Origin of the sequence: Desulfocicer vacuolatum DSM 3385 (assembly GCF_900176365.1) — a bacterium.
GTDB classification, from domain to species: domain Bacteria; phylum Desulfobacterota; class Desulfobacteria; order Desulfobacterales; family Desulfobacteraceae; genus Desulfocicer; species Desulfocicer vacuolatum.
In genome coordinates, this window is record NZ_FWXY01000006.1 from 112,916 (window position 1) to 134,884 (window position 21,969).

Consider the following 21,969-nt stretch of genomic DNA (forward strand, 5'->3'; position numbering starts at 1 on the left):
TATGACCGTTGGCAGAATATTGAGAATTGAAAAGTTGTCCACCTTTGACGGGGATGGACTGCGCACGGTGATTTTCCTCAAAGGATGCCCGCTGGGATGTCGGTGGTGTTCCACACCCGAGTCCCAGAAAAAAACAACGGATTTTGGAATCCATAAAAATAAATGTACCAACTGCTTTACCTGTGTGGATACCTGCCCGGAAGGGGCCATTTCCCATGATGATGCAGGGGATATTTTCACAACGGATATGACACTTTGTAAGGATTGCAGGCAATGTGTTGATGGCTGTCCTGCCGGTGCCCGCATTGCCTATGGATACAATGCCACTGTGGATGAGATGTTAAGGGAACTGGGTAAGGATTCTGTGTTTTATTACCATTCCGGTGGCGGCGTCACTGTCAGTGGGGGGGAACCCCTTGTGCAGAAAGATTTTGTGGCGGCGCTTTTGGAAGGATGTGTGATGCAGGGGATAAATACTGCTGTTGAAACCAGTGGTCATGTCCCCTGGGAGAACATTGAGAACGTTCTTCCCTGGATAGATACTCTGTTTTATGATCTTAAACATCTGGATGCTAATATTCACAGACAGATTACCGGGGTGGACAACGGGCTGATTCTTGAGAATTTGAAAAAAATAGATGAAACCCACCGTTCTTTTCCCGTTATTGTGCGTATGCCGGTGATTCCCACCTTAAATGATCAAGATGCCAACATCAAAGCGTTGGGATTGTTTTGCCGGGGATTGAAAAAATTAAAAGAAATTCAACTGCTGCCTTACCATCGCCTGGGCATTGAAACCTATCGGCGTTTGTCTCTTTCCTATGGTCTGGAGGGAATACGCTCTCCAGGGGATGATGAGATGAACCGTAAAGTGGATTTGTTAAAGGATATGGGGCTGCGTGTAAGAGTTGGGGGGTAATGGATAATGCATTCCTTTTAAAGGGAATGTGCTGATTTTTATATGAAATACGCCGTAAATCAGGGGCGTATTTCATGCTTTGCTGTGGGCAGATCCGGTTTAAAATACGGTCTGCCCGTGGCAGTTATATTAAGGAATAGAGGCTTTTTATGACATTTGAAAACAGTGAATCATCTTCAGACACCACGGTGAACACCGATTCATCGATATCCCGGGGAGGGACACCGGACGGGGTGCCCGCCATTGAGTGCCGCAATGTGTGGAAAATTTATGGGAAAAACCATCGACGTGCCCATGAAGCGGTGAAAAATGAAAATCTCAATAAGGAAAGATGCCTGGAAACCTATGGCTGTGTTGTGGGTGTGATGGATGCCTCTTTTTCCGTTGACCGGGGTGAAATCTTTTGTATCATGGGGCTCTCCGGCAGCGGCAAGTCCACCTTGATGCGTCATATCAATCGATTAATAGAGCCCACCGACGGCCAGATTCTCATCAACGGCCAGGATGTCAACGCCTTGAGTGAGCCGGAAATGCGACAGTTACGATCGGAAAAGATCGGCATGGTTTTCCAGAACATGGCCCTTTTGCCCCATAGAAATGTAAGAGACAATGTTTCCTTTGGACTTGAGGTAAGAAAGGTTCCCAGGAAGGAGAGAAATGAGGCTGCAGAAAGGGCATTGGGATTGGTGCAGCTCAACGGGTGGGGCGATCAGTTCCCCAAAGAGCTTTCCGGTGGAATGCAGCAGCGGGTGGGACTTGCCAGGGCCCTTGCCTCTGATCCGGATATTCTGCTCATGGATGAGCCTTTCAGTGCCCTTGACCCCCTGATTCGACGCCAGCTCCAGGACCAGTTTTTAGAGCTTTCGTCCAAGCTTAAAAAAACCACTCTTTTTATAACCCATGACCTGGACGAAGCCATACGCATCGGTGATCACATTGCCATTATGAAGGATGGCATTCTTGTTCAAACAGGCACACCTGAAGAGATCGTCACCAATCCTGCGGATGATTATGTGGCTGATTTTGTGGCCGGGATCTCCCGACTGCACCTTGTTACGGCCCATTCGGTCATGTATCCTGTTGAGGATTTTTTACAGCGATTTGAAGATGCCAAACTGGACAGTTTTCCCACTGTGGATGAAACAGATGATCTGGATCATCTGGTGGAAATGATGACAGATGTGGACGCCGATCGGGTTGCCGTGATTTCCAAGGGCAAAATCGTGGGGGTTGTGACGCGCAGAAGTCTTCTCCGGGGCATTCAGGGAAAACCCATGGAAAATATGAACTGAGAAACGGTATCCCACGAAAAAAAAACAAGAGGCGGTTCCGGTGAAAAACCGTGAAAATATAAACAATAACAAGTAATCAATCTGGAGAAATTATGAAGTTAAAGCTTACCGTGTTAATCAGTGTTTTGATGATGTTGTGTATTTCCACTGCCACATTTGCAGAAGAAAAAAAAGTTATCAAGATGGGGGTGATGCAATGGAACGATCTGGTCTGTCCCAGTCTTGTCACTAAAAAACTCATGGAAAAAAATTATGGCTATGAGATCGAAGTGGTGGAATTCTTTGAATGGGGCATTGCCTTTGCCACCCTTGCCAAGGGAGATGTGGATTTATTAATGTCCCAGATTGATTTTGCCGCCCATGATTACTGGACGCGCTACAACAAAAAACTTGAAAAACTCAGCGCTTCATCCCATGGACTTTTTCAAGGCATCGTGGTTCCCTCTTACATTCCCATTGACTCCATTGATCAACTCAATGAAAATAAAGACAAATTTGGTAAAAAAATAATCGGTATTGAACCGGGTGCCGGCCTCATGCGTCAGACCCATCAGGTCATTGAAGCCTATGATCTTGATTTTGAACTGGTGGATGGCAGCACCGCCGCCATGACTGCTGCCGTGAAATCTTCCATGGCAAAAAAACAGTGGTTTGCCACAGTTATGTGGACCCCCTCCTGGATGACCCAGGCGTTTGACATAAAATTTCTGAAAGATCCCAAAGGTATCCAGCAACCCTCCCAGTCCTACTACTGGGTCGGCCGAAAAGGTTTTGCCAAGGAATTCCCCAAAGCCCGGGAAATCATGGCCGGTGTTTTCGTTCCCCTTGAAGAAAACGTGAAGATGACCGGATATATTAAAGAAGGTCTTGCTGCGGACAAAGCCGTTGAAAGGTGGCTGGATGAGAATCAGATGGTCACAGAACGTTGGATGAATCTGGGCCAATAGCAGTTGCCGATGTATTAATATCGCCTTTTAATGGAAAAAAACCGTGCAAGTCTTCGGTTTTTTTAAAGCTTTGTTGTGGGTGGACCAAGATCAATATTTGTGGTCCGCCCGCAGCGATTATAGCATATTTTATATGACTTATTTACAGTTTACAAGTCTATTATTGTATGAAATCGTAGATATCTCTAAGACGCTTTCATGATTTGTTGTGGGTAGACCCGGGTCAAAATAAGGTTCTCCTGCGACGGTGATTTAAACGACTTGTTTTGTTACTCTGTAAAAATATCAAGTTATGTGAAATTGACTATGATCAATACGCCGGAACCACTTTAAATGACGATGTGATTTTGATGAAGATTATACCTGGGTGGGCTCAAATAGAAAATCGACAGGGGGCTTTGGTCAATGAAAACGAAAAATCTTGCGGCAAATTTTGACAATGCGGTTGAGCAGTTTGTCGAGTATATAAGCATCACATTTGATACTGCATTCAATGTGATCAGTGATATGATAGAAGGAGTCCTCAACGGTATTGAAGCGCTTTTTCTTTTTCCTCCATTTTATCTGTTCATTATTTTTTTGGGGATTCTGGCATGGAAGACAGCAGGCAAAGGAATGGCCTTATTCACAGTGGTGGGTTTCTACCTCTGCCATGCCATGAATCTCTGGGACGAAACCATGATAACCATGGCCCTGGTAGTAACATCTGTGATATTCACTTTGATTGTTGCCATTCCCCTGGGGGTTGTCGCCGGGTCCAACCGGAAGGTCAGTGATGTGACCCGGGTGTTGATGGATTTTCTACAGACCATGCCTCCTTATGTTTATTTGATTCCTGCCATTGCCATATTGGGGTTTGGTGCCAGCCCTGCGGTTGTATCCACTTCCATTGTCGCCTTTGCACCGGCTGTGCGCCTCACAAGTCTTGGCATTCGGCAGGTGCCACTGGCCCATGTGGAGGTGGGACAGGCCTTTGGTGCCACTCCGGCCCAGGCTCTTTTTAAGATAAAACTGCCCTTTGCTTTGCCATCCATCATGGCCGGCGTGAACCAGAGTCTTATGCTGGCTTTGAGTATGGCTGTGATTGCCGGTATCATTGGTGCCGGGGGATTGGGAAAAGAGGTCTATCGTGCCATTCGGGTTTTGGAGGTGGGCAAGGCATTTGATGCCGGTATCAGCATTGTTATTCTGGCCATTATTCTGGATCGTATTTCCCAGGGGGCTGTGAACATGATGACGAAGGAAGGAAATTAACCATGGAATCTGCATATTTTTCAATTGGCAAGTATATTGCCACCTTGGTGGACTGGCTCAACGTCAATTATCCGGTGCCTTTTGAATTGTTAAGCGCCGCCATGGAGGGGTGTGTCAAGTTTTTGGAAATGTTGTTGATTACTCCCCATGCATCCATCATTATGATTGTTTTTTCCCTTGCCGCGTGGAAAATTGCCGGTGGAAAGGTTGCAGGGATAACTTTTTTGGGGCTTCTTTTCTGTTTTGCAATGAACTTGTGGAAGGCGACCATGCTCACCACGGCCCTGGTTATGGTTTCCACAGCTGCTGCTCTTTTGGTGGCCATTCCTTTGGGAATATGGTCGGCCACAAACAAGACCGTGGACAACATCACCCGGCCCATCATGGACTTGATGCAGACCCTTCCACCCTGGGTATATCTCATTCCTGCAGTTATTTTGTTCAGTCTTGGCCGTGCGCCCGCTGTTATTGCAACTGCGGTGTTTGCCATTCCCCCGGCCTTGCGATTGACAAGTCTTGGAATTAAAGGCGTGCCTTCAGATCAGCTGGAGGTGGGCAAAGCTTTTGGGGCCTCCCACAGTCAGGTGATCTGGAAAATACAGATTCCGGCGGCCCTGCCCAGCATCATGGCAGGTGTTAATCAATGTATCATGATGTCCCTTTCCATGGTGGTGCTGGCGGGTCTGATCGGTGCCGGAGGTCTGGGGGGAGAAGTGGTCCGGGGCTTGACCCGCATGATGATTGGCGTGGGGGTTAGATCCGGGCTTGCCATCGTTATCCTGGCCATTATTTTTGACCGTGTGACCCAGGGAATGGTGACCATGTCCAGACGTTGATGCCCGGGCGATATTTTTGAATAATTCCATTTCGTTTGGAATCAACTTTTATCTTAACGATTCTGCGGCAGGAAAACATATTCCGGGAACGGTGTGATCATTAAAATTTAAATTATTTAAATGGCGGAAGTTTATGTATCTGACTGACTATGAAAAAGAACTGCTTGACGGTACCCATGGTGATGCCATGCAACTTGCCATGGGGGTTCTTTACGATCTTGGAAAGCATTACGGTGTTGAGCATTTTGTGGAAATCAGTGCCTGCCATGATGACAGCACGGTTTATCTGGGAGAAGCCCAGGTGGCCTTTGCAGAGCATCTGGTGGAATTGGGGGCACGGTTCTGTGTGCCCACCACCACCAATGCCTGTGCATTGGACATGAAACGTTTTGCCAGGCAAAAACACGATGTGGGATTGATGACAGCCACCCGGCGCATTGAGGCGGCCCATCTGGCCCTGGGGGCCATTGCCAGCTGGACCTGTGCGCCTTATCAGGCGGGATTTTCTCCGGCATTTGGGCAGCAGGTGGCCTGTGCAGAATCCAATGTCATTGCCTTTGTCAACTCCATTGTGGGAGCCCGCACCAATCGCTATGCCGGTCCCCTGGAACTTTTGGCCGGAATTACCGGGCGGGTACCCTATTTCGGACTCCATGTCACTGAAAACCGCAAGGCCCGGGGACTTATTACACTGGGTGATGACATTACACCTGATATGTTTGAGTTTGATGATTTTTATACCCTTGCAGCCTATGCCTATGGGGACATTGTGGGGGATCGGGTGTGGGCAATGGATGGTTTGCCCCCTTACATCAGCATGGATAATCTTAAAAACATGAGTGCCACCATGGCCTCTTCCGGCGGTATTGCGCTTTTTCACCTGGTGGGCATTACACCGGAAGCCCAAACATTGGAAATGGCTTTCCAGGGAGAGCAGCCCAAAGAGGTTGTCACGTTGACGCGAAAGAGCATTGAAAATGCCGAAACCCAGTTGTGCAACGGGGATACAGGGTGCGACCTTGATCTTGTCACCCTGGGTTGCCCCCATTTTTCCTGTGCCGAATTTCTACAACTGGAACAAGCCCTGGGGGGAAGAAAAGTACATGCCAACACGCTGTTGTGGGTGTTCACCGGCCGGACCACCCGGGCCATGCTCAAAGACAGTGGTCAGCTGCACAGGTTGTCAAACCTGGGGGTTGAAGTGTTTGTGGACGGATGTTGCCTACAGCATCCCACCCAAAAGTGGGGAACCAAAACATTCATGTCAAATTCCGGTAAGTTTGGCACCTATTGCTTTGGGTTGACAGAGAGTCACCCTTTTTTGGGAACTATTTTTGAATGTGCCGAAAGTGCGGTGCAAGGTAAAGTCATACGGGAGAAAAAACCATGGTGGAACTAACCTGTACCTACGTCATTGCCCCCCGGGAACCCATGCGGGTGGAACTTTTATTTTCCCATGATCCCATCAGTTTTTTTGGCGGTGTCAATGCCGCCGATGGTCGGGTCCTGGATTATCGCCACGGTAATTATCAGCACTCCATGACCGATAAAGCCTTTGCCTTTCCCTTTGGAAAGGGAAGCAGCGGGGCAGGGCTTGTGCTGATGGAGATGGAACGATTGAAAACCGCCCCTGCCGCCATCATCAATATTCGAACGGATCCTGTTATTTTAACGGGCCCCCTGATCAGCAAACATTTCCATGATCAATTATTACCGGTGATCAACCTTTCACCGGAAGATTATGCCGGACTTGAAGGAAAGAAAGTTGTTGAACTTTTCCCCACAGGTAATACACTACGGGCATTCAACCAGGTCTGACACCCCACACATACCTGCATAAAGGAGAGTAATATGGAAATTTTTTCAGCAGAAGATCTGGCCCGGGTCATCACTTTAAAAAATACCGTTGAGGCCGTGGAAGCAGCTTTCTATGATTATAATCAAGGCGACATTGTGCTTGGCGGACGATTAACGGCCCCCTGTGGACAACCCGGGGACTCTTCTTTGATTTTGCCCGCCACCCACACCGGAAAACAATACTACGGATTCAAACAGGCCACCACCTTTGCCGGAAATACCCAAAAGGGCCTGCCCACGGTGCTCAGCCAGTATCTTCTTTACAGCAATGTCACAGGAGAGCTGCTTTCCATCATGGATTTCCTGGACATGACCAACTTTAAGACAGGGGCTGCTGCGGCCATTGCCACCAAATATCTGGCTTTACCCCATGCCCATGTGGTGGGCGTCATCGGCAGTGGCACCTTGTCCCGATCTGTTTTGGCGGCCATTTGTCAGGTCCGGGAAATAAAAGAGGTCAAGGTGTTTGATCTTAATGAAGAGCAGGCAAAGGCGTTTGCAGCCCATGCCAGAAAATCTCTTAATGTGAGATGTGAGGTGGCAGGTTCCAGCCGGGAATGTGTTCGAAATTCCCACATCCTTTGCACCTGTACCACCAGCCCCAGACCGGTGCTTGATGGGGATGATCTGTTACCGGGCTGTCACATCAATGCCATGGGTTCTTACAAGATTGACATGCAGGAACTGGACGAAAAAACCGTTAAAAGAGCGGCACTTATTGCCACGGACATACCCGAAGATACAGCTGCTGAGGCCGGAGATCTGGTGTGTCTGGCCGATAAAAGTGATATTGTACCCCTTGATGCCATCATGGGGGGGCAGCAAAAGGGCAGGGGATCAGATAGCGACATTACCATTTATGAAAGTATCGGCTTTTCTGTTCTGGATCTGGCTTTGGCCGTCCTTGCCCATGAAAAGTGTTCTTCTGATTGATCCATACTGACAGCGTCTGTTCAACCGCTCCATTTGGTGAATATTGGATCTGTCAAGCGGGTTTGTTTGGAAAATGCCGGTATCCATGACCTGATGTCAATTCAGATCAAAGGGCTGGAGGATTGTCTGGAGTGGAATAAGATATTTTTTTCCCCTGATGAGGATATTGATATGGATATTGTGGAAAAAGATGTTATCTCCACTGCACGCTCAATGATGAAGGAGACAGATATCGGTGCCTTTGTATTGGAATGTACGGATTTGCCTCCCTTTGCCCATGGGATTCGGAAAGTTACAGGGCGACCTGTGTTTGATTTTGTTACATTGACCATTTTTGTATATCAGGGAATCTCGTCCGGAAGAGATGGGCAGCCGGGCCATGTTTGAATAAAATTTTGGGAGATGCGGGGCCGGTCTCTTTATCGTTGCCGGTGTTCACGAATATAGAACCCAATGCCGTCAACAGAGTTGTCGTGAAAATTAAAAAGGGTGTTTTCAAAGGTTATACGTCGGCCTTTGCAAACACCTTTTTTTATGTTACCACAAGTTTGAGAACGCTTTTCTCTAAACCGAAAGTTTTGACAAGGAGGGGAATTTTATGAAAAAAATATATTTTTCACCGGTTTTGCTTGTGTGCTTTATCTTGAGCCAAATTCCCACTTCTGTCTACGCCGGCGAAACAACAGGTTTATCAAAGGGACAGACAATTTATGTCCCCGCATATTCCCATATTTACAGTGGAAATCAAGAAAGGCCCTTTTTATTGACTGTAACCGTCAGCATCAGAAATATTGATCCCGGGCAATCTATTACAATTATGTCTGTGGATTATTACGAAACCCAGGGCAATCTGCTGACACAATTTATGGAAACACCGGTTATTTTAAAACCGTTGGGAGCCATACGCTATGTGATCCCGGAAAAAGATAAAGCAGGCGGTTCCGGGGCTAATTTTATAGTTAAATGGAAATCTGGCAAATCTGTTAATCCCCCCATTGTTGAATCAATAATGATTGGTGCAAAATCCGGGCAGGGCATTTCTTTTACCTCGCGCGGTCAGGCTATTATTACAGGCGAATAAGACTGACACCGGCTTCTGCAGCTTTCATGGTAAGAGAACGATGGATTTCTGAATATTGACACGTGGGTCACCTTTCCATGGCGTTTTATAAACCTTGTGATTTGATTCTGATTGTCGAGCATCTCCAAAGTAAAAATCACACACTTTGCATAATTTTGAAAACTTTACATCTTTTAAATTGTTTTAAGAAAATAGGAGGTTTCAGGCTTGGTTCTAAATTGGCCCACTTTGGGTAAAACCGACCATATAGCAATCTTTAAATAGTTGAAATTTATAACAATATTTAAGGATTGGCTATTTAGTATATAACCAGTGGGCGAAGTTAGAACCAAGCCCGAGGTTTCTTATTTTATTGTGCGGGTTGCGCCACCAGATGGATACCAAGAACCTTGGTTATTTTTTTGATGGTAGAAAAGGCTGGATTGCCCTCACCAGACAGTGATTTATAAAGGCTTTCACGATTGAGGCCTGCTTTTCTGGCTTGTGATGGGGTTGTCTGGCTTCTTACCCCAACCGGTGCAGCACCCTGCAATCTTTGATTGATGGTAAATTTTAATTTTTACGGATCAATAACAATTTTTTTCAATGGTTTTAGGGAACTCAGCAACTTCTGCCCCGTAAATCATTGAACTCCGGGTTAAAAAAAACTTAAACTCACAAAAGATTGAGATAAAAGCAAGCCAAACAATAGTTTGATCTGTCTCCATTTTTTTAAAGATGAGCGCTATGTTCAGAAGATGTGTAAGGTTTGATCATTTGCAACTGTTGCTCTTCTGAAAACTTTGTACGATACAAATCCCAACGAAGTTGCAAATTCATCCAGAAACCTTCCGACATACTAAAGAATTTTGCCAAACGTAAAGCTGTACTGGGAGTAATACCCCGTCGTCCATTAATAATTTCATTAATTCGCTGGTAAGGAACATGAATTGCCTTGGACAAATCACGCTGGGTTATTGACATTGGAATCAAAAACTCCTCCATCAGCATTTTTCCGGGATGAGTAGGTTCCCTGAATTTCGGCACTCTAACCATAATACTTGTACTCCCTATATCATTAATGATAATCGACAATTTCAACATTGTCTGCATTATCAGAATTCCATTCAAAACAGACTCGATACTGATCATTGATTCGAATACTATGCTGTCCTTCTCGACTGCCGGACAGCGCTTCCAAACGATTTCCCGGGGGAATTTTTAAATCGTCAAGATCCATTGCAGAATCAATCTGTTCAAGCTTTCGGATGACAATCTTCCATATATGCCGTGGACATGACTTTCGGGCAGCTTTGCTGTTTTTCCCATCGAAAAGATCTTCAGTGGCCTGATTTTTAAATGACCGTATCATGTGTGCATGATAGCATGGTGTCCATGCTATGTCCATGGGCAAAATAGAGGTTTACACCTAAAATGGACTTGGTTCTAAGTTGCCCCACTTTGGGTAGCACCCAGCAGATAATAGGTAAGTTCTCAATAAGTCAGTGTGATTGTTAATTTTTGAAATAGTTGGGCCTTGCAATAAGACACTTTTCTTCTTATTTTAAATTTATAGTAAATTTCAATTTAATCACGTTGAGTGCCGGAGATTGATATGGCTGTTAAAATCCCCAAAATTGATGAAATCCCTATAGAAGAGCAGAGTCCTCTGGTTTTAACGTTACTGGAATCCCTCAATGCACTTGCCGAAGAAAATAAGGCCCTCCGTGATGAAATTGCCATCCTTAAAGGTGAAAAAGCCAAACCGAAAATTAAGCCATCCAGTCTTGAAGGTCGTCGCAAAACCAAACCAGACTCTTCAAAAAACGCCCAGGTTCAGCCAAACGCCCTAAAACCCAAGCTCTTGAGATACATAAAACCATCAAGATTCCTCCTTTAGATCTTCCTTCTGGCAGCATATTTAAAGGGTATAATGATTTTATTGTACAAGGGCTTGAGATGAGAACGCTTAACATCCGCTACCGCCTGGAAAGATGGGAATCTCCTGATGGCCTCCTTTTTACTGGAAAACTTCCTACTGAGCTGAAAGGATCTCATTTCGATGTAAATCTCAAACGGTTTATACTTTACCAGTATTATCATGGGCATGTAACTCAACCCATATTGTTGGAGCAATTGCGTGATATCGGATTTGATATTTCCTCGGGACAGATCAACAATATTATTAATGAAAACCATGATGAGTTTCACCATGAGAAAGATGACATCCTTGATATAGGCCTATCAGTCTCGACCCACATCATGCAAATGATATTGCCTGGTATAAATTTGTGGGGTTTGGTCATAACATGGGCCACCGAGTATTTAACCAATGATGTTTGATGCTTTTATAAATCAAACAGATGTCTGGAATTGCCCATCTTGTGATCAAGCCCTATTCTGGAAAACTGGCAGGATGAGGTCCATGAAACATTTGCTGAAAGTCCTTTTCGGGATATTGTGATTTTACAGGCCGCAGGAGATCTACAGGAATTCAAGTTACAGGGAGCCGGCATTGAAATTCGACAAAATGTCGATGCTCCCCTGCCAGCAGATAACCCGGATGCTTGTGAAAATGCCCATGATAAAAAAGACGAGGAAAACAACGGCATCCGATATGCGCTGAAAGTGGGGAACGCCTTTGGCAGTCATAGACTGGACATGGACAGGTGCCTTGTGATCACCACCTACCAGACATTGAGGGATTATCAGTTCTCTTTGTGTCGCATTGACTGGTCCTTTGTGATCTTTGATGAAGCCCAGCACATCAAGAATCCCAACACCTTGGCCACCCGGGCGGCCAAGGGATTGAAAGCCCAGTTTAAACTGCTGGCCACGGGTACGCCTGTGGAAAATCATCTGGGCGACTTCTGGTGTCTCATGGATACGGCAAGCCCCGGCACCCTGGGGGCCTATCAGTCCTTTCGTGAAACCTATATTAATCCCATTCGACAGGCAGCTGGGTCAGAGGTTTTCCAGGTACGACTTGATGTGGGAAGAAAGCTGAGAAAAGAGACAGGCGCTTTGATGCTGCGAAGATTGAAAGAGGATAATATTGAAGGACTTCCATCTTTACCATTGTTGCCGCCAACAATGTGATCCATCTGGAACGGCATTGGAATCCGGCCAAGGAAGATCAGGCCACGGATCGTGTGTACAGGATCGGACAGCAACGGGATGTGAATGTTTATCTGCCCATCTTGAAACATCCACAGATTAATTCCTTTGATGTCAATCTGCATGGCTTATTGTCCAAAAAAACTATTTTAAAAGATGCCGTGGTAACCCCCGAGGAAGTCAGCGGTGAAGAGATGAGCCGATTTAATTTCATCAACTTTGACGGCGTAGATTGGGGCAGTGATGAGCCTTTGGACGGCAACAGCCTGAAACTTTTGAGCTGGCAGGAGTTTGAAGCCTTTTGTGCAGAATTATACCGACAATATTATGAAGGAACCGCAGCATTGACTCCCCCAAAAGATCATGGTGCGGATGTGGTTGTTCTGGGGCGGGAAAATGTGCTGATCCAATGCAAAGCAACATCCCAGAAACAATATAACAGCCTTAATTCCATTAAAGATGTCTATTTTTCAAAACCCGGCTACGAAGAGAAAATGAATAAAAATTTCCAGACGTTGATCGCTGCGACCAATGCCGATGGATATTCAAAAAGGGTTTTAAAAGAAGCGGAAACTTATGGGGTTCAGATGGTATCCCGCAAAACTTTGGAAAAATTGTTGAGAAAATTTCCTGTCACAAGAGGGCAGATCCAGCGGAGGCTTCTGGAACCCAAACTTTTTGAGTGATTTGTGATTTTCCGGGCGTTTCCAGATCGTAAATCCATTTTTCCCATATGCCTTGGTGTCACTTTGTTTACATGTGTGCTTGAGTTTCTTCAGCTGTGGAATCCTGATGCCTGCCCAGATCCGCAAAACGAAACTTGGTGCAGCATTGCTGGGAAATCAATTTAACCGGGGAGATATCCCCCCCAGTTAAATTGGAGGTGGAATGGGTTTTGTCTTACTTCATTTTTTGTTCTGTTTATCAAAAAATTTTCGGAGGCAAGGCATTTCATCTCCTTGATGTCAATGCCCAGAATGGCCTTTAAACGGGAAAAGAGCGTTGGGGTTGAATCAATTATCAGGATGGAGTTTTTTTATATGGTACAGGAAAATTTGTTAAAAGAGTTCAGGGAAAGCGGCGGTCGATTAACGGTATTGACCGGAGCGGGAATCTCGGCGGAAAGCGGTATCCCCACCTTTAGAGGGCCGGAGGGTTACTGGACAGTGGGTTCCACAGAGTATCGCCCGGAAGAGATGGCCACCCGGGCCATGTTTGAAAAAAATCCCTGGGAGGTGTGGGCCTGGTATCTGTATCGCCGTACCGTTTGTAGAAATGCCGGTCCCAATGATGGGCATAAAGCCGTTGTGGAAATGGAATCATTGTTCAATGATGAATTTCGTCTGATTACCCAGAATGTTGACGGGCTGCATCTTCAGGCGGGAAACAGTAATTTTCGAACCTTTCAAATCCACGGCAATCTTCATTTCATGCGATGTGCCAACCGCTGTTCCCATGATCTTTTTCCATTTCCCGCCGGGATAGGTGACAAGGAGAGGGATCAGAAGGTCTCGGAAATGGAAAAAAATCTTCTTAAATGTCCCCGGTGCCATGGGCTTGCCCGGCCCCATGTGTTGTGGTTTGATGAATATTATGACGAAAGGTTTTTTCAAGCCCAGACGGCCCTTAAATGGGCCGGGGCAACAGATTTGCTGATGGTGGTGGGCACCGCCGGAGCTACTAATCTGCCCATGCAAATCGGTCGTATGGTGGCAGAAAACCCCCAGGCCATTCTCATTGATATCAATCTTCAGGATAATCCCTTTAGAGCCCTTGCTAAAAATCATCCCCGGGGAATTGTGCTGGACGGCCCGGGGGGTGAGCATCTGAGAAATATTGTATCACTCTGGCGGGGACTCGCCAGATTTACAACCGCCAATGGTTCAGGCAATGACGGTTGTATGTGATTTCTACCTGAATAGTTTGGATAGGCCGTCAAAACCCATTTGATAAATACCGGTAATGGCGTTATGAGCCTCCTCTTCTGGAAGACCTTGAGCATCAAATTGACTTGACCATTCTAATTGACTCCTGGAGTTACTTCCCGCATTGATGGGTGGGGTGTTGTTTTGATCGAATTGGACTTATTGAGATTTTATGGGCATTGACTTATTTGCTTTCCAGGCGTAACAATTAAATAGCAATGAGATATTAAAATTGAGCCGGTTACAAATATTAAAATGTAGCTCGTGGTTCCAACATCACAGGAGGATGAAATGAAACTTTGTATAACAGCAACAGGAAACACCCTTGACGCAATCCTTGATGCCAGATTTGGCAGGGCACCTTGGTTTATGATTATTGACACAGACACAGGTGCTGTCATTGAGGCGGTTGAAAATACAGCTGCAACCCAGGCCCAGGGCGCAGGAATTGCAGCTGCCAAGCTTATGTGTGATAAAAATGTTGATGCTGTGCTCACCGGAAGTGTCGGGCCCAATGCCACCGATGTCTTTGAAACAGGTGGTGTGCGTCTTATTGAAGGGGCGGCTCCCCAGGACGCGGTGCAGGAAGCCTTGAACAAATTTAAACAGGGGATTTATGGTCAGGCCCGGAGCGGTGGGTCTGCAGGGGCTTCCACCGGGCAGGGTCAACGGTTGGGACGGGGCATTGCCGGTGGTGGTCGCGGCATGGGCGGTGGCGCAAGGGGCCGGGGGATGGCCGGTGGCGGTCGCGGCATGGGTGGTGGTGGAAGAGGACGGGGGATGGCCGGCGGTGGTCGTGGTATGGGCGGTGGCGGAGGCCGGGGTATGGGGGGTGGAGGCGGTCAAGGAGGAGGAATGGGAGGGGGCGGTTCCAGATAATTTCAATGGGTGGCATCCGTTACCTTACGAGATTGGTTTTCCCCGGAGTTCTGAGAATTTAAGACGATATCTTTAAGGGTCATTCCCTTTAAACCCTTTTCCATGAAAATGCCGGTTTGTCGGCAGATATCCATAGCTGTCATGTTGTGAACATGGGCAGGCAAGTGGGTTGCCGCGTTTCCCATGTGATGCATTTTCGTAAAGATTTCAGCAACGGTGAGGGTTTCAGAATCGCGTGCCGGTTGATAGACACATTGCCCCCCGGTGGTGCAGTGTTCCGACACAAAGTTGATTTTTTCAAGAATATGAATGATCTGTCTGCACAGCCGGGGGGGAATGCCCAGCCGCTGGGAGAGTTGTGTGTGGCTCAGTGCCGGTTTTCCCCTATGGAAATTATCGGCCAGGGTGATCATAAGGGCCAGGGCCATCTGTTCAAAGCTGCTGCGGCTGACCTGGGACAGCCGCAGGTCCCGCCCGGTGGTTCTAAGGTTCTGCCGGGCATAGCAGACCCCTAAACCAAACAGAACAATGACCCAGGAAATATAGAGCCACACCATGAAAATGGGCAGGGCCGCCATGGTGCCGTATATGGCATTGTAGCGACCAACGCCCACCTGAAAATGGATATACCCCACCTGGGCAAGCTGCCACAAAGTCCCCCCCACAACACCTCCCACAAAAGCAGCCTGCCATTCCACCTTGATGTTGGACATGAAAACATAGAGTCCGGTAAATGCCAGCCACATGAACAAAAAGGGAAGCAGCTTAAAAAAAAGAAATATGGAATTGCCCACCCATTGCAGTGTCATCAGTTTTTGAACCACATTGTTGCTGGCCAGGGAGGAGGTCATGGAAATGGCACTGATAATCAATACCGGGCCGATGAGTACCACGGACAGATAATCGGAAAAACGTCGCAACAGGGGCCGCACCGTTTCAACCCCCCAGATATGGTTAAAGGTTTTTTCAACATTGGTTAAAAGGGAGACCACGGCAATGATGAGAAAAATAAGGCCAAAGGCACCTATCTGGGTCATCTGGGTGTTGTTGATATAGCCCAGAATGGCATTGCTTATTTGTTCATCCCCCACATTGAGTTTTTCAATGATCCAGGGTTGAAGAAGATTTTGTACCCCAAATGCTTTGAGAAGCGCAAAGGTCAGCCCCAGCAGGGGCACCAGGGAGAGCATGGTGTAGTAGGTCAAAGCCGATGCCCGCAACAGGCAATTATTGGTGTCAAAATCCCGGATCACAACGATGACAGTCTGGATTTGTCGCAGTACGATCCGGTGGACAAGGCCCAGTTCAAGGGGATTTTGCTCCCATATGAAAGATCGTATCCGTTTTTGCAAGGGTGCTTGCATTTGCTTGAATTTAAACATATGGTTCCATTTGGCCGGATGGCAATCTGCTGTCAGGCTGTGACTTTGTTAAAGAAAATTTTTCATTTTATAGTTAAGCAACTGTAATGAAATTCCCAGTTTTTTTGCTGTTTGTGTTAAATTCCCCCGGCATGCATCCAAAGCCTGTTCAAGGGCTTGTTTTTCGCATTGCTTTACAATGGTTTGTCTGACCAGTCCATGTTTTTTCATGCGATAGTGGAAAAGCTGGCGGGAGATGCCCATTTTTTTTGCGGCCACTGTCACCTTGCCGTTACACTCCATCAGAAGCTGTTCCATCATTTTTTTTTCATTGTTGTTATTTTCAGGACTTTTTGTATCCTCTAAGGAGATGTTTGGTTCTCCGTTGCCTTCTTTTTTTTCAGCGCAGGACAGGGACACAGGAGTGGGCTGTCTCTGGGATGCCAGAAACAAGGGGCACATATTTTTGAAATAAGGGGCAATATGGTAAATATCAATGATGCTGTCGTTCTCCACTATATTCATTGCGCCTTCAATAACATGTTCCAGCTCCCTGACATTGCCGGGCCAGTTATAATTATAAAAAAGCGCCATGACTTCCCTGGAAACGGAATGGACCCTTCTTTTCATGCTGCTGTTAAAATTTTTCAAAAAATGTTGCGTTAACCGGCTGATATCCTGTTCTCTTTTTCTTAAAGGGGGAATCTCAATGAGAACAACAGCCAGGCGATAGAAAAGATCCTTTCTAAATTGTGATTCATTTTTCAGAAAGTGCCGGGGGGAAGTGCTGGTGGAGCTGATCACTTTGATGTTAACGGGAATTTCCTCCAGATCTCCCACCCGACGAATTTTTTTTTCCTGAAGGGCCCTTAACATTTTTGTCTGTAAGGCTGGGGGCATGGAGTCAATTTCATCCAGAAAAAGTGTCCCCCCGCTGGCCTGTTCAAATAAGCCTTTCTGATCCATGGCCCCGGTGAAAGAGCCTTTGCGGGTACCAAACAAAATACTTTCAAATAAATTGTCTGGAATGGATGCGCAGTTGATGGCCACATAGGGATTATCACTGCGGTGACTGCTGTGATGAATGGACTGGGCAAACATCTCCTTGCCTGTTCCTGTCTCTCCGTAAAGCATGATGGGAGAGGGGGAATTACTGGACTTCTTGGCCGTTGTGACGGCCATGAGCAGTTTTTGGGCAGCGCCTTTAATGTGATTGAATGTGTAATGTCTTGTTTTTTTGACGGCGTTTTGCTGTGATGCCGTTTCTTCCGGTGATATGAGGGTTTTTAAAATTTTATAATCTTTCAAAAAACTGATGCAGGCGACAATTTTTTCATTTTTTTTGATTGGATAAACACTGTTGATGCTGTTGACCACCACCCCTTTCCGGGGTTTATATATGATATATTCCTGGAGGATGGGACGACCGTTTTTTAAGCATCTTAAAGTTAAACTCTCTTCAGAGGAAAGGTTATACACTTCAGTGATTTTTTTCCCCAGAACCTGTTGGGGAGAGATCCCGTCAATGATGCCGTGGAGCCTGTTGTAAAATATGATGGTGCCGTTGACATCCACGATTAATACCCCTTCGTCCAACTGGGACAATGTTGTCAGAAAATCCATGCCTGTGAATTCCAGGGCTTTTTCAATGAAAAACGGTGTTGTTGCTGCCATGTGAACGCTCCCGGCGCTTTTGTTCCATTGGATCCGGGGGATATTGTTTTTCCCCCGGGGTGATGTTTTCTGGTGTTTTTTCTTTTTTTTCTGAATTAAAATAAAGAAAATTTTAAAATCCCGTTGTTTTTTTCTTTTATTTAATATCACAGGTTGGGGTTGAAATCAAAATAATATATTCTTTCAAGTGGTTAACCGACTCATGCGCTGATTTTGCCTCCCCTGGCACAATGTTTGCGTAAATATAATAAAGATTGCGAAGAATTAAATTTGATGCCCCTGCGAAAAGTTTGAATATCGATTTTTTACGATATCCCATTGTGGGTAAATCTGACTTAGGGAGTCAGATCTTATTGATTTACCATTTACAAAACTCAGACCACCATATTTTATGAGTGGCATATTGGATAAGCGATAAATTGAAAGCTGCTAATTCCCTTACATCCATATGGGAAGTGGTAAAGAACACCATGGGTAAGCTTTTTAACAGCTTGTTGAAAAAAATGAAAAAATAGGGGTTGTTTCCATGGGATTGCAGCTGATTTATCTGTTTTCAAACAAGTGTTAAGGGGGCATTAAAGTTGTCGTGATCAATATTTCATTTTCAAGTTTGTGCCACGAAAATGGGATCTGGTTTGGTGTGATTTAATTCACGGAAATAATTATTAATGAATCAACTTTTTGAGGAGCGGTAGCATGGAGGAAAGCAAAGGCGGAATTGATAAGTCAATCACCATTGGATCAGTGGTTGTCTGTTCTATTTTTATTGTGGCAACCCTGTTTTCAGCAGACATGGTAAAAGAGGTGTTTGATAAAGTTTTTAAGTTTTTTATCGGTAATTTCGGATGGGCTTATTTGCTCATAGTTGCCGGGTTTGTACTGTTTTGCTTTACCATGGCCCTGACTCGATTTGGTGATATTCGCCTGGGAAAGGATGATGAGCCCCCGGAGTTCAGTTTACCGGCATGGTTTTCCATGTTATTTGCTGCAGGAATGGGCATTGGCCTGGTGTTCTGGGGGGTGGCAGAACCCATGTTTCATTATGCAACCCCTCCCTTTGCAGAACCCAAATCCCCCCAGGCTGCCGCCGATGCCATGCGCATTGCTTTTTTTCACTGGGGACTTCATCCCTGGGCAGGGTATGCCGTGGTGGCAATGGTGCTGGCCTATTTTCAATTTAGAAAAGATAAACCCGGGTTGTTGAGCTGGACCCTTGAGCCCCTCGTTGGCGCAGAGCGGGTTAAAGGCGGACTTGGTAAAACCATTGATGCACTGGCTGTGGTGGTGACCCTTTTTGGTGTGGCCAATTCCCTGGGGCTGGGGGCTTTGCAGGTGTGCACCGGCTTAAATAAACTTTACGGTGTTCCCAACAGTACCACCGTTGCCATACTTATTATTGTTGTGGTTACGGTTCTTTATATTTTTTCCGCAGTGACCGGTGTTGATAAAGGCATTAAAACCCTGAGCAGCATTAATATGGTCATGGCCTTTGGGCTCATGGCGTTGATACTTGTTTGCGGTCCCACCATTTTTATTCTGGAGTCTCTCATCCAAGGCCTGGGCGATTATTTTCAGAGTGTTATCAAATTCAGTTTTTTTCTGGATACCACCAAGGTGGTGGAAGAGCATGTGGGATATGACTGGATGGGCAGCTGGACCATTTTTTACTGGGCATGGTGGTTGGTGTGGGCTCCTTTTGTGGGGGCGTTTATTGCCCGGATTTCCAAGGGCCGTACCATCCGGGAATTTGTGTTTGGATCTTTGCTTGCACCCACTTTGTTATGTGCTGTCTGGTTCAGTATCCTTGGGGGAACGGCATTGTTCATGGAGATGACCATGGTGGAAAGCCCCGGCATTGCTGCGGCGGCCCTTGCAGATCCTACATCTGCCGTTTTTCAGCTCTATGATTATCTTCCTTTAAGTTCCATTATTTCCCTGATAACCATGATTATTGTGTGCATCTTTTTTATCACGTCTGCGGATTCAGCCACGTATGTTATTGGCGTCATGAGTTCCGGAGGAGATATTAATCCCAAAAACGGTCTTAAAGTGGGCTGGGGGATTTTGTGCAGTACCATCGCAGCCATGCTGCTCTTAACCGGTGGATTAAAAGCGGTTCAGACGGTTTCTTTTATTTTTTCCCTGCCGTTTATGATATTGATGTTGTTTATGATCTGGTCATTTTTAAAAGCCATAACGGCAGAAATAAGAGCGTAGAAAACTATTGACAATGGAGGTGAACATGCGTTTGGGATTTGTTGGGACAGGAAATATTACAGAGGCCATTGTCACCGGTCTTTGCACATCATCCACTCCACCGGGAGAAATATGGGTCTCCCCCCGCAACAGGGAAAAAGCTGACAGCCTTGCATCAAATTATCGTGGTGTGGTGAATGTGGCAAACGCCAACCAAACCGTGCTGGATAACTGCGATGTGGTGTTTCTGGCCATCCTTCCCCAGCACAAAGAGGAGATTTTGCCCTCGCTGGTATTTCGGGAGGATCACATTGTTGTGCATCTGCTGGCCGGAACCACCATTCCGGAGATGGTTCCCCTGGTAAAACCGGCCTGGCGTATTGTCAGGGCTGTTCCTTTGCCCTGTACTGCCATACATGTGGGGCCCATTGCTGTTTTTCCGGATCATGAGGTGGTCTCTTCGCTTTTTGATCCTCTGGGAACGGTAATTGCCGTGGATGAGGAAGCCAAGCTGGAAACCCTGGCCATTATTACGGCCTTGCTTGCTCCCTATTATGCCATGGTGGAAACGGTGGTGAACTGGGGTGAAAAACAGGGCATTGACCGTAAGGATGCCGCCAGCTACACCGCCTCCATGTTTGGTGCATTGTCTGTGATTGCTCAATCCCGGGCAGACGGCGATCTTGCCACCCTGAAAAAAGAGTGTATGACCCCTGGCGGGCTCAATGCCCTTGCCATGGAAATCATTGACAGCAAGGGAGGATTTGAGAATATCATTCCGGCCCTTGAGGCGGTGAAAGAAAAAGTCAGTTGATCTTGCGGATCTAATAAAATCGTAAGCTTAAAGCAGATGACATCCCTGTTTGTATCCGGTTTTTTGATATGGACAGGGATGTTTTTTTAAGGTGTCCCCGCATATCCAAAATCTCATTAGCATGCAAAGTATGCCTGTTGCAATTTTGTATTTATTTTGATGGCGCAAAATGAAAAAATTTTTTTAAAATTAAAAAAATTTTTCTTTTAATACTGATTTTCAATAATGGAATTTTATTGCCTTAATAACGGGTATGTCCTGTTGATATTCTGAATATTTGAAAAATGAAATAATATAATATCGTGGTACGATTTTTGCTAAAAAATACTGCCAATGGCTTACAAAAAATAACAACTGATTTTGCAATTCAAACAACTGAAACTGCGCTTCTTTTTTTGTATTGATGGTGGATTTGCAGAATTACACAGGTAACAGTTAAAAACAAACAGTAACCGTATGAGGAATAAAACATGGGACTTATTTTCAACAATGAAACCTGCTCAGGCTGCAAGGCCTGTGAGCTTGTCTGTACCCTGCAGAACCTGAAGGAAATCAATCCTTCCAAGGCAATGTTGCATGTATATGGAAAATTTCCAGACCCTGGCAAATATTATGTGGACATCTGTGATCAGTGCGGAGCCTGTGCCGAGGCCTGCCCCCAGGACGCCATTGAGCTTAAGGGACAGACCTATCGCATCAATAAGGATAAATGCGACAAGTGCATGGCATGTGTGCCTGCCTGCCCGGTGAATCTGGTGAAGGTTGATGACGATGGGTATCCTTATAAATGCATTAATTGCAAACAGTGTGTCACTGTCTGTCCAAGGGATGCGTTAACATTTGAATAGTGGCCTTGATAGATTGCCTGTGTTGATTAAATTAAATCCATTCACGATCAATAAGAA

Annotated in this window: 24 protein-coding genes; 19 read left to right on the forward strand and 5 right to left on the reverse strand. The window is 45.9% G+C overall.

Going from position 1 to position 21,969, the window contains the following annotated elements; genetic code table 11:
* Position 1 precedes the first annotated feature (1 nt).
* From B9A32_RS07220 to B9A32_RS07265, 10 genes are all read left to right on the forward strand, one after another.
* A complete protein-coding gene (locus B9A32_RS07220; protein WP_084067997.1) occupies positions 2-919 on the forward strand; it encodes a glycyl-radical enzyme activating protein in 918 nt (305 codons plus the stop codon).
* Between the two features lie 149 nt (positions 920-1,068).
* Entirely contained in the window at positions 1,069-2,211 is a 1,143-nt protein-coding gene (locus B9A32_RS07225) for a quaternary amine ABC transporter ATP-binding protein (protein WP_084067999.1), read from the forward strand.
* Positions 2,212-2,303: 92 nt separating this feature from the next.
* Positions 2,304-3,158 (forward strand): glycine betaine ABC transporter substrate-binding protein, encoded by an 855-nt coding sequence (locus tag B9A32_RS07230; protein WP_084068001.1) that lies wholly within the window; start codon positions 2,304-2,306, stop codon positions 3,156-3,158.
* A gap of 405 nt (positions 3,159-3,563) precedes the next feature.
* Positions 3,564-4,412 carry an ABC transporter permease gene (locus tag B9A32_RS07235; RefSeq protein ID WP_084068004.1) on the forward strand — a complete coding sequence of 283 codons (849 nt, stop codon included), beginning with the start codon at positions 3,564-3,566 and terminating at the stop codon, positions 4,410-4,412.
* A 2-nt stretch (positions 4,413-4,414) separates the two neighbouring features.
* Complete coding sequence (locus tag B9A32_RS07240) at positions 4,415-5,248, forward strand: ABC transporter permease (protein WP_084068006.1); 834 nt, start codon at positions 4,415-4,417, stop codon at positions 5,246-5,248.
* Positions 5,249-5,381: 133 nt separating this feature from the next.
* Positions 5,382-6,647 carry an aconitase X catalytic domain-containing protein gene (locus B9A32_RS07245; RefSeq protein WP_084068009.1) on the forward strand — a complete coding sequence of 422 codons (1,266 nt, stop codon included), beginning with the start codon at positions 5,382-5,384 and terminating at the stop codon, positions 6,645-6,647.
* Positions 6,635-7,066: an aconitase X swivel domain-containing protein gene (locus B9A32_RS07250; RefSeq protein WP_084068011.1), complete on the forward strand. Its 432-nt coding sequence runs from the start codon at positions 6,635-6,637 to the stop codon at positions 7,064-7,066. The genes B9A32_RS07245 and B9A32_RS07250 overlap by 13 nt, the downstream gene beginning before the upstream one ends.
* A 33-nt stretch (positions 7,067-7,099) precedes the next feature.
* On the forward strand, positions 7,100-8,038 hold the full coding sequence (locus tag B9A32_RS07255; protein WP_084068014.1) for an ornithine cyclodeaminase family protein: 939 nt from the start codon (positions 7,100-7,102) through the stop codon (positions 8,036-8,038).
* A 93-nt stretch (positions 8,039-8,131) separates the two neighbouring features.
* Complete coding sequence (locus B9A32_RS07260) at positions 8,132-8,425, forward strand: aspartate/glutamate racemase family protein (RefSeq protein ID WP_212637848.1); 294 nt, start codon at positions 8,132-8,134, stop codon at positions 8,423-8,425.
* Between the two features lie 211 nt (positions 8,426-8,636).
* Positions 8,637-9,119 (forward strand): DUF3124 domain-containing protein, encoded by a 483-nt coding sequence (locus B9A32_RS07265; RefSeq protein ID WP_084068019.1) that lies wholly within the window; start codon positions 8,637-8,639, stop codon positions 9,117-9,119.
* A 349-nt stretch (positions 9,120-9,468) separates the two neighbouring features.
* Here B9A32_RS07265 and B9A32_RS22465 read toward each other — a convergent pair whose 3' ends face one another.
* The 3 genes from B9A32_RS22465 to B9A32_RS07280 form a co-directional block, all read right to left on the reverse strand.
* Complete coding sequence (locus B9A32_RS22465) at positions 9,469-9,651, reverse strand: helix-turn-helix domain-containing transcriptional regulator (RefSeq protein ID WP_084068021.1); 183 nt, start codon at positions 9,649-9,651, stop codon at positions 9,469-9,471.
* 179 nt (positions 9,652-9,830) lie between these two features.
* Complete coding sequence (locus B9A32_RS07275) at positions 9,831-10,154, reverse strand: HigA family addiction module antitoxin (RefSeq protein ID WP_084068224.1); 324 nt, start codon at positions 10,152-10,154, stop codon at positions 9,831-9,833.
* A 22-nt stretch (positions 10,155-10,176) separates the two neighbouring features.
* Positions 10,177-10,470, reverse strand: coding sequence for a type II toxin-antitoxin system RelE/ParE family toxin (locus B9A32_RS07280; protein ID WP_084068023.1), 294 nt, complete (start codon positions 10,468-10,470; stop codon positions 10,177-10,179).
* A 243-nt stretch (positions 10,471-10,713) separates the two neighbouring features.
* Between B9A32_RS07280 and B9A32_RS21610 the strand changes: the two genes are divergently transcribed.
* From B9A32_RS21610 to B9A32_RS07300, 6 genes are all read left to right on the forward strand, one after another.
* On the forward strand, positions 10,714-10,998 hold the full coding sequence (locus B9A32_RS21610; RefSeq protein WP_212637849.1) for a hypothetical protein: 285 nt from the start codon (positions 10,714-10,716) through the stop codon (positions 10,996-10,998).
* 59 nt (positions 10,999-11,057) lie between these two features.
* Positions 11,058-11,441, forward strand: coding sequence for a hypothetical protein (locus B9A32_RS21615; RefSeq protein ID WP_212637850.1), 384 nt, complete (start codon positions 11,058-11,060; stop codon positions 11,439-11,441).
* 114 nt (positions 11,442-11,555) lie between these two features.
* The gene (locus B9A32_RS21620; RefSeq protein WP_232367079.1) at positions 11,556-12,197 is read left to right on the forward strand and encodes an SNF2-related protein; all 642 of its coding nucleotides are present in this window, start codon (positions 11,556-11,558) and stop codon (positions 12,195-12,197) included.
* Positions 12,194-12,901, forward strand: a complete 708-nt coding sequence (locus B9A32_RS21625) for a restriction endonuclease (RefSeq protein ID WP_212637851.1) — start codon at positions 12,194-12,196, stop codon at positions 12,899-12,901. The genes B9A32_RS21620 and B9A32_RS21625 overlap by 4 nt, the downstream gene beginning before the upstream one ends.
* A 354-nt stretch (positions 12,902-13,255) precedes the next feature.
* Positions 13,256-14,122: an SIR2 family NAD-dependent protein deacylase gene (locus B9A32_RS07295; protein WP_084068225.1), complete on the forward strand. Its 867-nt coding sequence runs from the start codon at positions 13,256-13,258 to the stop codon at positions 14,120-14,122.
* Between the two features lie 309 nt (positions 14,123-14,431).
* Positions 14,432-15,019: a NifB/NifX family molybdenum-iron cluster-binding protein gene (locus tag B9A32_RS07300; RefSeq protein ID WP_084068025.1), complete on the forward strand. Its 588-nt coding sequence runs from the start codon at positions 14,432-14,434 to the stop codon at positions 15,017-15,019.
* Between the two features lie 2 nt (positions 15,020-15,021).
* On the opposite strand, the gene B9A32_RS07305 is transcribed toward B9A32_RS07300, so the two are convergent.
* Positions 15,022-16,371 carry a YhjD/YihY/BrkB family envelope integrity protein gene (locus tag B9A32_RS07305; protein WP_170923746.1) on the reverse strand — a complete coding sequence of 450 codons (1,350 nt, stop codon included), beginning with the start codon at positions 16,369-16,371 and terminating at the stop codon, positions 15,022-15,024.
* A 78-nt stretch (positions 16,372-16,449) separates the two neighbouring features.
* Positions 16,450-18,054 (reverse strand): sigma 54-interacting transcriptional regulator, encoded by a 1,605-nt coding sequence (locus tag B9A32_RS07310; RefSeq protein WP_139795748.1) that lies wholly within the window; start codon positions 18,052-18,054, stop codon positions 16,450-16,452.
* A gap of 696 nt (positions 18,055-18,750) precedes the next feature.
* On the opposite strand from B9A32_RS07310, the gene B9A32_RS07315 reads away from it, so the two are divergent.
* The 3 genes from B9A32_RS07315 (at position 18,751) to B9A32_RS07325 (ending at position 21,912) form a co-directional block, all read left to right on the forward strand.
* The gene (locus B9A32_RS07315) at positions 18,751-20,271 is read left to right on the forward strand and encodes a BCCT family transporter (RefSeq protein WP_084068032.1); all 1,521 of its coding nucleotides are present in this window, start codon (positions 18,751-18,753) and stop codon (positions 20,269-20,271) included.
* 25 nt (positions 20,272-20,296) lie between these two features.
* Positions 20,297-21,064, forward strand: coding sequence for a pyrroline-5-carboxylate reductase (locus B9A32_RS07320; protein WP_170923747.1), 768 nt, complete (start codon positions 20,297-20,299; stop codon positions 21,062-21,064).
* A 470-nt stretch (positions 21,065-21,534) separates the two neighbouring features.
* Entirely contained in the window at positions 21,535-21,912 is a 378-nt protein-coding gene (locus B9A32_RS07325; protein WP_084068037.1) for a 4Fe-4S binding protein, read from the forward strand.
* Positions 21,913-21,969: the final 57 nt, after the last annotated feature.

What these genes read in the sequence shown, in the direction of transcription:
- B9A32_RS07220 (WP_084067997.1), top strand. Translation starts at nt 2, where the DNA reads ATGACCGTTGGCAGAATATTGAGAATTGAAAAGTTGTCCACCTTTGAC.
- B9A32_RS07225 (WP_084067999.1), top strand. Translation starts at nt 1,069, where the DNA reads ATGACATTTGAAAACAGTGAATCATCTTCAGACACCACGGTGAACACC.
- B9A32_RS07230 (WP_084068001.1), top strand. Translation starts at nt 2,304, where the DNA reads ATGAAGTTAAAGCTTACCGTGTTAATCAGTGTTTTGATGATGTTGTGT.
- B9A32_RS07235 (WP_084068004.1), top strand. Translation starts at nt 3,564, where the DNA reads ATGAAAACGAAAAATCTTGCGGCAAATTTTGACAATGCGGTTGAGCAG.
- B9A32_RS07240 (WP_084068006.1), top strand. Translation starts at nt 4,415, where the DNA reads ATGGAATCTGCATATTTTTCAATTGGCAAGTATATTGCCACCTTGGTG.
- B9A32_RS07245 (WP_084068009.1), top strand. Translation starts at nt 5,382, where the DNA reads ATGTATCTGACTGACTATGAAAAAGAACTGCTTGACGGTACCCATGGT.
- B9A32_RS07250 (WP_084068011.1), top strand. Translation starts at nt 6,635, where the DNA reads ATGGTGGAACTAACCTGTACCTACGTCATTGCCCCCCGGGAACCCATG.
- B9A32_RS07255 (WP_084068014.1), top strand. Translation starts at nt 7,100, where the DNA reads ATGGAAATTTTTTCAGCAGAAGATCTGGCCCGGGTCATCACTTTAAAA.
- B9A32_RS07260 (WP_212637848.1), top strand. Translation starts at nt 8,132, where the DNA reads ATGTCAATTCAGATCAAAGGGCTGGAGGATTGTCTGGAGTGGAATAAG.
- B9A32_RS07265 (WP_084068019.1), top strand. Translation starts at nt 8,637, where the DNA reads ATGAAAAAAATATATTTTTCACCGGTTTTGCTTGTGTGCTTTATCTTG.
- B9A32_RS07275 (WP_084068224.1), bottom strand. Translation starts at nt 10,154, where the DNA reads ATGGTTAGAGTGCCGAAATTCAGGGAACCTACTCATCCCGGAAAAATG.
- B9A32_RS07280 (WP_084068023.1), bottom strand. Translation starts at nt 10,470, where the DNA reads ATGATACGGTCATTTAAAAATCAGGCCACTGAAGATCTTTTCGATGGG.
- B9A32_RS21610 (WP_212637849.1), top strand. Translation starts at nt 10,714, where the DNA reads ATGGCTGTTAAAATCCCCAAAATTGATGAAATCCCTATAGAAGAGCAG.
- B9A32_RS21615 (WP_212637850.1), top strand. Translation starts at nt 11,058, where the DNA reads ATGAGAACGCTTAACATCCGCTACCGCCTGGAAAGATGGGAATCTCCT.
- B9A32_RS07295 (WP_084068225.1), top strand. Translation starts at nt 13,256, where the DNA reads ATGGTACAGGAAAATTTGTTAAAAGAGTTCAGGGAAAGCGGCGGTCGA.
- B9A32_RS07300 (WP_084068025.1), top strand. Translation starts at nt 14,432, where the DNA reads ATGAAACTTTGTATAACAGCAACAGGAAACACCCTTGACGCAATCCTT.
- B9A32_RS07310 (WP_139795748.1), bottom strand. Translation starts at nt 18,054, where the DNA reads ATGGCAGCAACAACACCGTTTTTCATTGAAAAAGCCCTGGAATTCACA.
- B9A32_RS07315 (WP_084068032.1), top strand. Translation starts at nt 18,751, where the DNA reads ATGGAGGAAAGCAAAGGCGGAATTGATAAGTCAATCACCATTGGATCA.
- B9A32_RS07320 (WP_170923747.1), top strand. Translation starts at nt 20,297, where the DNA reads ATGCGTTTGGGATTTGTTGGGACAGGAAATATTACAGAGGCCATTGTC.
- B9A32_RS07325 (WP_084068037.1), top strand. Translation starts at nt 21,535, where the DNA reads ATGGGACTTATTTTCAACAATGAAACCTGCTCAGGCTGCAAGGCCTGT.